This window comes from Mesorhizobium sp. B2-4-3, from assembly GCF_006442815.1.
Lineage (GTDB): Bacteria > Pseudomonadota > Alphaproteobacteria > Rhizobiales > Rhizobiaceae > Mesorhizobium.
In genome coordinates, this window is record NZ_VFVL01000050.1 from 19,060 (window position 1) to 28,756 (window position 9,697).

7 protein-coding genes are annotated in these 9,697 nt (G+C 66.3%); 4 read left to right on the forward strand and 3 right to left on the reverse strand.

The genetic code is table 11. The features are described 5' to 3' along the window. Nucleotides 1-24: 24 nt before the first annotated feature. A complete protein-coding gene (locus FJ956_RS28980; RefSeq protein ID WP_140684444.1) occupies nt 25-2,115 on the reverse strand; it encodes a Wzz/FepE/Etk N-terminal domain-containing protein in 2,091 nt (696 codons plus the stop codon). A 246-nt stretch (nt 2,116-2,361) separates the two neighbouring features. Here FJ956_RS28980 and FJ956_RS28985 point away from each other — a divergent pair, with 246 nt between their 5' ends. The 4 genes from FJ956_RS28985 to FJ956_RS29000 all read left to right on the forward strand — a co-directional run bounded on the left by FJ956_RS28985 (nt 2,362) and on the right by FJ956_RS29000 (nt 7,490). Further along, entirely contained in the window at nt 2,362-3,882 is a 1,521-nt protein-coding gene (locus tag FJ956_RS28985) for a formyl transferase (RefSeq protein WP_140684446.1), read from the forward strand. A 94-nt stretch (nt 3,883-3,976) separates the two neighbouring features. Then, complete coding sequence (locus FJ956_RS28990; protein WP_140684448.1) at nt 3,977-5,257, forward strand: NAD(P)/FAD-dependent oxidoreductase; 1,281 nt, start codon at nt 3,977-3,979, stop codon at nt 5,255-5,257. Between the two features lie 363 nt (nt 5,258-5,620). Beyond that, nucleotides 5,621-6,118 (forward strand): N-acetyltransferase, encoded by a 498-nt coding sequence (locus FJ956_RS28995; RefSeq protein WP_140684450.1) that lies wholly within the window; start codon nt 5,621-5,623, stop codon nt 6,116-6,118. Between the two features lie 370 nt (nt 6,119-6,488). After that, a complete protein-coding gene (locus FJ956_RS29000; protein ID WP_140684452.1) occupies nt 6,489-7,490 on the forward strand; it encodes an aldo/keto reductase in 1,002 nt (333 codons plus the stop codon). Between the two features lie 52 nt (nt 7,491-7,542). Here the strand turns inward: FJ956_RS29000 and FJ956_RS29005 are convergent, their stop codons facing one another. Both FJ956_RS29005 and FJ956_RS29015 read right to left on the reverse strand, forming a co-directional pair. Next, nucleotides 7,543-8,172 (reverse strand): glutathione S-transferase family protein, encoded by a 630-nt coding sequence (locus FJ956_RS29005; protein WP_140684454.1) that lies wholly within the window; start codon nt 8,170-8,172, stop codon nt 7,543-7,545. 244 nt (nt 8,173-8,416) lie between these two features. Beyond that, nucleotides 8,417-9,514: an NAD(P)/FAD-dependent oxidoreductase gene (locus FJ956_RS29015; protein ID WP_140684458.1), complete on the reverse strand. Its 1,098-nt coding sequence runs from the start codon at nt 9,512-9,514 to the stop codon at nt 8,417-8,419. Nucleotides 9,515-9,697: the final 183 nt, after the last annotated feature.

Here is a 9,697-nt window from a genome sequence, read left to right on the forward strand (position 1 = left end):
GAACCAGCCAGGATCGAGGCCATGTCAGGCCGCCTCGTCGACCAGCATGGCGCCGGTCGGCAACCGCCCCATGACCGAGACCGCTTCGGAGGTCGAGGCGACGTCACGCATCGGCGTCGCGTTCAGCCTGGCGACGAGCAGGATCTCGTCGGCCATGGCGACCAGGGGCAGGACGTTGAGGTCGTCGGCAAGCGCGCCGCCGTCGACGACGACGAGATCGAAGCTATGATTGGCCTCGGCCAGCATGCGATGGGTGAAATAGAGCGCCTGCGCTTCCTGGAACACCGCGGTCGGCCGGCCCCTGCCGATAAGCGCCACGGAACTGCCGGGCGCATAGCGGCTGACCGCGTCGAGCGGATATTCGCCGCGCAGCACGTCGAGCACGCCGGGCTGCGGATCCTTCTGGCCCTTGCCGGCATTGATGTCTATGAACAGCACGCGGCGCCCCCTGGCCGCCGCCGCGTTGGCGAGCTGCCATGCAACCCTCGACCGCTGCGCCTTGTCCTCGGGCGGCGACGCCACCAGGATCGAGGGGACCAGCGGCCAGTCCGACGGACGCCTAGTGGCGGCGGCGATGCGCTGCAGCGCGAGCCCCGCCACCGCGTCGGTTTTTTGCGCCGCGCCGGAGCGGCGCCGCGCCTTGCCCGGCAACACGCCCAGCACCGGCGCCTCGATGGCCGACTGCATCTGGTTGGCGGACAGCACGGTCGGCGACAGATATTCGGCGATCAGCGCCATGCCGACGCCCAGCGCCAGCCCGCCGAAGATCGCGCCGAACACAAGCAACCCTTTCGGCGGCCAGCTCTTCTTCAGCGCCGGCATGGCCTGCGAGATGATGCGGGCATTGGTGCTGTTGACGTTGGTCTGCTCGCGCGTTTCCTGGGCGCGCTGCAGGTAATTGGCATAGACGGTGCGCACGGCATCGAGATCTCGCTGCAGCTCGCGCAGCCTGACCGACGCCTGGTCAGTGTCGAGCGACTTGCCCTTCAGCGACGCCACCTTGGCCTCCAGCGCCTTCTGGTTGGCCGACGCGCGCTCGTAATCGGTCTCGGCGGCGGTGACGAGGCGGCCGAGCTCACGCGAAATCAGCTTGCGCAGGTCGCTGAGCTGCTGCTGCGCGGAGATCATCGAGGGGTGGCGCGGCCCAAACTCGGTGCCAAACTGCGAGATCTGGTCGACCAGCGTCGCCTCCTGCGCCCTGAGGCTCGCAATCACCGGCGAGCGCATCGCCTCCGACGTCGCGTCCGGCGCGCCGCCCTGCCGGCGCAGCTGGTCGACCTGCGCCTTGAGCTGCGCGGTACGGGTCTGGGCGGCTGTCAATTGCGTGTTGAGGTCGGTCAGCTCCTGGTCGCTGACCAGGTTGCCGGCCGCCATCACCATGTTGTGCTCGGCCTTGTAGGTCTCGACGGCGTTGGCCGCCTGCTCGACGCGCTTGCGCTGGTCCTCGAGCCGGGCGCTGATCGCGTCGGAGGCGTCGGCGGCGGCCTTCGAGCGCGCTTCCGCCTGGTCGTCGAGATAGGCCTGCGCGATGGCGTTGGCGAGTTCCGCCGCCAGGTCGGCGCTCTTGGCCGTGATGATGATGTTGAGGACCAGCACCTTGTCGTCGCGCTTCACCGCCAGGCGGCGGCGCAGCGCATCAAGCGTCTCAGCCGTCCTGTCGCCGTCGCCGGAGCCGAAGAAAATGCCCAGCCAGCGGCCAAGCCCGCCCTGCCCATTGAAGTCCGGGTTCTCGGTCAGGTTGGTGGCCTTGATGGCGCGCAGCAGGACGCCGTTCGACTGGGCCACGCTCACCTGGCTTTCGACCTGGGTGATGCCGCCATCGGGCGAAATGCGGCTCGGATTGACGTCGTTGGTGACGACCTGGAGGTCTTGCGGATCGATGATGATCTGCGCCGTCGAGGAATAGAGCGCCGGCGTCAGGAAGGCGTAGATCAGCGTTGCGATGGTGAGCAGCGCGACGGTGGCGAAGATCAGCTTGCGGCGGCGCAGCAGGATGCGGCCGAGATCGCCAAGCTCGACCGTAGCGGGCGCGGGCGCGGGCACGTAATAGGCCGGCGCCGGCGCGACCGCCTCCGGAGCGTTCTGCTGAGGCACCATGAGCAGGGGTGATTGCAAAGGTCGCTCCGACAACGCTCCATCGGCCGGCAAGACGAGAAATGCGGCGTTGGCCTAGCTATTCCTGGCAACGATTAAAACACTGTTAATTATGTTCATAAATTCATGCGGTCCTGGCACGAAGTTTGCACCGACGCAGTAGAATTTAAGTGCAGCCCAAATTGGAGACATCGTGCGCATGCGGCGGGAATTTGATCTGGCCAGCCGGCTCGCCGGCACCGGATGTGAGTCGCCCGGGGGTTGGCGATGCGCCTGACCCTGCGCCTCGATGGCGATTGCGTGCGCGCTTTCCATGCGGCGCTGGCCGAGCGGCTGTCGCTGCTGCCCGGCGTCGAGCTTGCCGTCGACGCCCGGCCGGCGGCGGGCGGCGTGCCGCGCGCCGCCGAGGCGCTGTTCCAGCTTGAGACGCTGATCCATCGGCTGCCCGCCGATGGCACGGCAAGGCGTGTGCCACTTTCGACACTGGCCGGTCATGCGAGAGCGTCGGCGCCGGCCGATGTCACCGTCGATCTCGTCGGCGATGTCGAGCCGCAGGGCCGACGGGTCTGGCGCCTGGCTTATGACGGCGCCTGCGGCGAAGAGGCCCTGCTGGCGCTGATCCTTGCCGGCCGCACCCCGCTCGCCCGTCTGGAACAGAACGGTGCGACTGTCGCCGAAGGGCGGCTCGGCACCGAATATCACGGGATCGCGCTGGCTTCCTTCCAGGACATGCTGGCGCGTAGCGCCAGCCTGATCGTCGCTGCGGTCAGCGGTGCCGCGCGCTCGTCGCTTCCGGTGCTGCCCGAACCGTCATCCGAGGCGCCGGCTCCGGCCATGCCGTCGGCCACGAAGCTCGGCGTGCGTGCGGCGAAGGCGACGGCGCGCCGCATCGTGCAGCAGATATACCATCTCTGCTACAACGCCCCGCATTGGCGGGTCGGCTGGCGCGAGACCGGAGGCAAGGATCTCTACAAGCTGCGCGCTCATCCGCAATCGGGCTGGCGCGATCTGCCGGACGACGGCAGCCGCTTTTACGCGGACCCGTTCCCGGTGCTCTATCGCGGCCAGGTGACGCTGTTCGTCGAGGATTACATCCACCGCACCGGCAAGGCGATCCTTTCGGCCGTGGCTTTCGGTCCGAACGGGCCGGCCGGCACCCCGAAACCGGTTCTGGAACTGCCCTACCACCTCTCATACCCCTTCGTCTTCGAGCGCGATGGCCAGATGTGGATGGTGCCGGAAAGTGGCGCCAACCGCAGCGTCGATCTCTACCGCGCCAACGCCTTCCCGGGCGGCTGGGTGAAGGAAGCGACGCTTCTGTCGGACATCGTCGCCAGCGACGCCACGCTCACCGAGCATGGCGGACGCTGGTGGATGTTCGCCACCGTACGCGACGGCGGCGGCGCCTTCTCGGATCAGTTGCATGTGTGGTCGGCGCCGGATTTCCGTGGACCGTGGACGGCGCATCCGAAGAACCCGTTGCTGATCGACATCGCCTCGGCACGGCCGGCGGGCCGCATGGTTAGCCGCGGTGGCCAACTCCTGCGTCCGGTGCAGGATTGCCGCAGGAGCTATGGCGCCGCGCTCGGCATAGCGCGGGTCACCCGACTCGACGATAGTGGCATGGAACAGACCGTCGAAACGATCCTCAACCCAGGCGCCGGCTGGGCGGGCCGCAAGCTGCATACACTCAACGAAGCGGGCGGATTGGAATTCATCGATGGTTCGGCAATGGCGCCGCGCTGGAAGCGGGCCAGAACGGAAACACCAAAGGGCGATGGGAATTAACCTAACTTTTCATTGCTACCCGGCTCGCCCCTGGGTTGCTTGAGATTGTTTCAGCCACCGGGAATATATTTCCCGTGGGGCCTGGAGAAGAGAAATGAGCATCGCAGAGGATCGCGAAGCACCCGCCGCGCCGCCCGGCCGGACCGAGGTCGAAGTGGCGATCGTCGGCGCCGGGCTCGCCGGCACCGTTCTGGCGATGACGCTCGCCAAGGCGGGCCGCAAGGTCGCCCTGGTCGATCCGCATCGTATCCATCATGACGAATTCCGGGCCGAGAAAACCCGCGCGGAGCAGATGGGGCTGTTCGAGAAGCTCGGCCTCGGCCCGGTTTTCAGGTCTCTCGTCACGCCGATGACCGACGTCAATGTCTTCCGCTTCGGCCATCTGTTCGAGCGCAAGCAAGGCTGGGAGTACGCCTTTTCCTACACGCCGCTGGTCAACGGCCTGCGCGCGGCGCTGCCTCCGCAAGTGCCGCTGACGATTGGCAAGGTCGCGGAGGTCTCGACGGGACCGGACCGGCAGCGCCTGGTGCTCACCGACGGCTCCGTCATCGACGCCCGGCTCTTGGTGGTGGCCACCGGCTACAGCGAGGCGGTGCGGCGCGCCATCGGCGTCGAGCGCGTCGAGGAATCGAAGGCGCATTCGCTGTCGATGGGATTCGATCTCGCGATCACGCCACAGGAATTCGGCCTCCAGTCCCTCACCTTCTACGGAAGGCGGATCGCCGACCGCATTGCATTTCTTACCATCTTCCGGATCGGCGAGCGGCTGCGCGCGAACATGTTCATCTACCGGACCGTCGCCGATCCGTGGGTGCGGACGTTCCGCGAAGACCCGGAAAAGATGCTCATGGAGCTGATGCCGGAGATTGCCGAGCGGTGCGGCAACTTCGCCGTCGCCAGCGAGGTCGAAGTGAGGCAGGTCAGCCTGACGACGACGCAGGGCCATCGCCGCGACGGCGTCGTCTTCATAGGCGATGCGTTCGCCACGACCTGCCCGGCGCAAGGCGACGGCATCCACCGGGTGCTCACCGATGTCGATTGCCTCGGCTCGACGCATATCCCCGCCTGGCTCGAAACGCCCGGCATGGCGGCCGACAAGATCTGCGCCTTCTACGACGATCCGATCAAGATCGCCGCCGACGAAAGAGCCATGCGCGCCAGCATCTATGCCAGGCGGATCACCACCGAGACCGGGCTTGAATGGCGGCTGCGCCGCCTGCGCAACAATACCGCGCGGCGCTTGATGATCTTCGCCCGTCGATTCCGCGAGGCGGGAAAACTGAGTGACGCCGCGCCTGGCGTAAGAGAAGTCGCTCTCGACCACACCGACAACACAGGCCAGGAATTGCGCGCTGGACCGCGCGTGAGAACATGATCGTGAGCGATCTTACCAATCCGTAAGTCGCGATCCCTGGCGAAGCTGGTTTAGATCGCACCGAGCAGTGTCTCCTGCTCGGCGGGACAGCACTCCCGTCGCACCGATGGCCCGCTGCCGTCTCTATCGGCTTGGCGGCGGGCTATCGAGCGGCGGCACCTACGGGGCGGTGCCGGCTGCGCAACAACACCGCGCGCCAGTTGATGATCGTTGGGCGCAGGTTCCGCAGTCGCGAAGAATTGCCAGCGTCGCCCGAGCCCAAAGGCCTTTCATCTGCGTCTTGCCGCGCCCGGAGCCGCACGCTCGGGGTTGGCCCCGCCCCGCGCTTTGCCCTATCTTCAGGTTGCAACCAGGACAATGAAGATGACCCGCATCCGGGCGATGACGAGGAACGACTTGGCCGATGTGTCGCTGCTGCTCGGCCAATCCTGGCGGCGAACCTATGCGCCGATCATGGGCGACGAGGCCGTGGCACGGCTTTCGGACGAAAAGCACGCGCCGGACAAACTCGCGGCCGAGCTCGACGACGAGGACAAGATGTCCTTCGTCGCCGAAGGCGCCGACGGCTCGATCGCCGGCTACGCCATGGCGGCGATGGACGAAAAAGGCGACGTCATGCTGGAGCGGCTCCACATCGAGCCGCAGGCGTTCGGCAGCGGCCTCGCGGTCGACCTTTTGCACGCGGTGCTTGCCGCGCATGCCGGTATCCCCAGCATCGCGCTGGAGGTGATCGAAGGCAACGACCGCGCGATCGCCTTCTACCGCAAGCACGGCTTCGAAGTGGTCGAACGCCTGCAAGCGGCACACGGCGTCGGTGGCCGCGCCTCGCTGATCATGCGCCGCATGCTGCCGAGGGCCTAAAGTCGATGAAAGTACCCCTTGCTGACCTGCCGCACGTTCGCTCCATATGTGGCGGCGATTGCGACGCTCCTGCCACGCTTGGGACAACAACTATCGGCTTTTTTGGCTACCCTCGGCGGCAATGCTGGTCGCGTCACAGCCAGACGGCGCTCCGCCAGATTCGAGGCGGTCCAGGTGGTTCCGCCTGAGTTCCGAGGGAGTGCAGCCAGCCGGAACCACCCGCCCCGCCTTGTGTCCTTCCCAAGACGCATGAACGATACGGCTCTGCATCCGGCCCCGCGTTGATCCGGATCAAGCGAATGTGCCGGCTGGACGTCCCGTCCCAGGCCCCTATATTCGCGAGCGCTGAATTTCCTTTGGAGCAAGACATATGAGCCTCGGCAAACACAAACTCGGCAGCCAGGGGCTCGAAGTCTCGGCCATCGGCCTCGGCTGCATGGGCATGAGCCAGGCCTATGGCCCGGCCGACGAGGCGGAGTCGATCGCCACGCTGCACCGGGCGATCGAGTTCGGCTGCACCTTTCTCGACACGGCCGAAGTCTATGGGCCGTTCGTCAACGAGGAACTGCTTGGACGCGCGCTGAAAGGCCGGCGCGATCAGGTGACGATCGCGACGAAGTTCGGCTTCCGCATCGCCGACGGCAAGCAGGCCGGCACCGACAGCCGGCCCGAGCATATACGCGAGGTGGTCGACGCTTCGCTCCAACGGCTCGCCACCGACCGCATCGACCTGCTTTATCAGCACCGCGTCGACCCGTCGGTGCCGATGGAAGACGTCGCGGGCGCGGTCGGCGAATTGGTGGCCGAGGGCAAGGTGCGCTTCTTCGGCCTGTCGGAAGCGGGCATTGCCAACATCCGGCGCGCGCACGCCGTGCATCCCGTCTCGGCGCTGCAGAGCGAGTATTCGCTCTGGGAGCGCAACCTCGAGCCGGAGATCATCCCGGCGCTGAAGGAGCTGGGCATCGGCCTGGTGCCGTTCGCGCCGCTCGGCCGCGGCTTCCTCGCCGGCGACGTCAAGCGCGCGGAAGATTATCCCGAGGGCGATTTCCGGCGCGGCGACCCGCGCTACCAGAGCGAGAATTTCGACGCCAATGTCGCCGCGGCCGCCACGGTGCGAGACATCGCCGGCGCCAAGGGGGTGAAGCCCGGCCAGATCGCGATCGCTTGGCTGCTTGCCAAAGGCCCGGATTTCGGCATCGACATCGTGCCGATCCCCGGCACGAAACGCCGGACCTATCTGGAAGAGAACATCGCGGCAGCCGACATCACGCTCGACGCCACCGAGATGCTCGGCCTCGACATGGCGCTGACGCCCGACAAGGTGTCGGGGCCGCGCTATAACGAGCGGACGATGTCGTTGGTGGATCGATAGCGGCGGAAGCGCCGGCGCGGCGGAACTCGGCGTCGACAGCTGGCGACCACCTTCACCCGCGCGAATGCGGATCGATGCTGTAGGGATGCACCGGGTAGCCCGGCCCGATCGCCTCCAGCACCCTGTCCATCCAACCATCGAGCGCCGGATAGTCGGCGAGCGAAAAACCGCAGTCCTCGGCGCGGTGGCTGTAGGCGTAGACGGCGACGTCGGCGATGGTGAGCGCGTTGCCGACCAGGAATTGCGTGTCCTGCAGGCTGCGCTCCAGCGCGCCAAGCGCACGCAGACCCGCCTCGCGCTTGCCAGGAACAAGCGCCTGGTTTCGCTCCAGCCGACCGGTCAGCGTCCAGTAGCGCAGCGAGCCGATGACCGGCTCGACATGGTACTGTTCGAAGAACAGCCATTGCATCGCCTTGGCGCGGGCAAAGCGGCCCGACGGAAGGTAGGGCGTACCCTCGGCAAGATAGGTCAGGATCGCGTTCGACTCGGCGATCGCCTCGCCATCGTCCAGCCGGAGCACCGGAACGGCGCCGGAGGGGTTGAGCTTCAGGAAGGCCTCCGTGTGGCTTTCGCCCTCGAAGATCGAGACCATGCGCGTTTCGTAAGCGATGCCCAGCAGGCCGAGCAGGACGCGGATTTTCCAGGCGTTTTGCGACGGGAGATAATCGTACAGCATGAGCATGGAGCGGTTCCCTCGTTGGTGGACTGGCTTCGCATGGGGGGCGAAGGGGCGCCACCCGATTCAGTGGTGGCAGAAAGGTCCGCGCGAGGCCCCCCTCTCTGCCCTGCCGGGCATCTCCCCCTCAAGGGGGGAGATTAGCAGCTTCGGGCGACGGCCATCTTCCTGCGACGTTGAGGGGGAGATGTCCGGCAGGACAGAGAGGGGGGTGACGGAACTCGGTCTACGCCACGTGCACCTATAACCCTCACCGCCTCGCAATATCCCTCGCCACCGCCTGCGCCTCGATGCCGATCTCGCGCAGGAGGCCGGTGACCGGGTTGTAGAAGCCGACGAGATAGACGCCGAGCTCCGTCGCGCGAGCATTCACGCCGCTCTTGTCCGGCCTGAGCTCCGCCGGCAGGAAGCCGTCAAAGGCCGGACGGTAGCCCGTGGCGAAAATCGCCGCGTCGAATTTTTTCTCCGCCCCGTCTGCGAATTTCACGCCGTCCGCGGTGAAGCTTGCGATATCCGGCGCGATGCCGATCCGGCCGGCCTTGATCGCCGCCACCGTGCCGACATCGATCACCGGAATGCGGCCGGCTTCGATCCCTTGCAGGATGCCCTGTTTCGGCCGCACGATGCCGTATCTCTCCAGCCTGCCCAGCGCCAGATCGAGGATTTTCGGAAACATCCAGTCGTTCAGCGCCTGCGGCATCGGCCGGCTGGCGATGCCCACCATCTGGATCGGCACGCCGAAGAGCTGGCGCGGCACGATGTGGACGCCCTTGCGCACCGAGATGGTGGGTCTGGCGCCGCTTTCGGCGAGGTCGAGCGCGATCTCTGCGCCCGTATTGCCCATGCCGACGACCAGCACGTCCTTGCCGACATAAGGCGCGGCCTCGGTATAGGCGGCGCTGTGCAGCACCTTGCCCTTGAAGGCTTCGACGCCCGGGAAGCTTGGTGTGATCGGCTCGGCATTGTTGCCGGTGGCCACCACCACTTTGCGGGCATCGAACAGCCCGGCATCGGTCTGGACCATGAGGCGCTCGCCTTCGCGGCGGACCGATTTGACGGTGACGCCGAAGCGCGGCTTCAGCCCGAAACGCCCGGCATAGGCGTCGAGATAATCGACCACTTTTTCGCGCGGCACGTAGCGCGGATGGCTTTTCGGGAACGGCACGAACGGCAGCGACGAGAAGGATTTCACCGTGTGCAGATGCAGCCGCCGGTAATGCCGTCGCCAGGCCGGCGCAACCTCACTGGCCTGTTCAAGGATGATGAAGTCCTGCCCCGCCTGTTTGAGGCAAGCAGCAACGGCGAGCCCGGCAGGGCCGGCGCCGACAATGACGACATTGGTATCCAAATACTTTCCTCCCGCCAAAGCGACAAAAAATATGACAGGAGGGGTTCGAGGGGCAAGTGGGTGGAAACACCCATGCCCCTGGGGCAGATTGAGGCGCCGACGCTTTATCTCCCCCCTTGTGAGGGCTTTGCACGGAACCGGGTTGGTGATTCCGTAGGTCAGGAATGAAGGGGGATGATTCGG